Below are 462 nucleotides of genomic sequence, written 5' to 3' on the forward strand. Positions count from 1 at the left end.
GAGCAGGGACGGGACCTGCACAGCCTGCGTGAGTACCGGCCCGGCGATGACCTGCGGCGCCTGCATTGGGCCGGCCTGGCCCGTACCGGCCGGCTCCTGGTCCGTCTCTACGAGTCAGAGACAGACGAAACCCTCCTCCTCCACCTGGACAGGCGGCGGACCTCCTATGCTGACGCAGACGAGTTCGAACTGGCGGTCAGCATCCTAGCGACCTTGGGTCTGGCGGCCCTGGGCCGGGACATGGAAGCGGGTTCCAATCCGCTGACGCTGGCGGACGACCCTGGCTGGCGGCCTGCCGGCGTCGACGGATGGCTGGACCGGTGCAGCACCATCGTCTGGGACGGCGACGACCCCCCGGGCGATGAGTCACTGCGCAGATCGGAAACAATCCTTGGCGGAGCCCGTCCTTCCGCTCCGAGCGCACCCGTCATGGCGGTGACCGGCCCGACCCGATCGCCCCCG

General features: G+C 69.7%; 1 protein-coding gene. It reads left to right on the top strand.

The genetic code is table 11. From position 1 onward, the window contains the following. A partial coding sequence (locus tag CRD60_RS08435; protein WP_130473098.1) for a DUF58 domain-containing protein occupies positions 1-462 on the top strand: 462 nt, incomplete at both ends.

The sequence above is a fragment of the Bifidobacterium aemilianum genome (assembly GCF_003315635.1).
GTDB classification, from domain to species: Bacteria; Actinomycetota; Actinomycetes; order Actinomycetales; family Bifidobacteriaceae; genus Bifidobacterium; species Bifidobacterium aemilianum.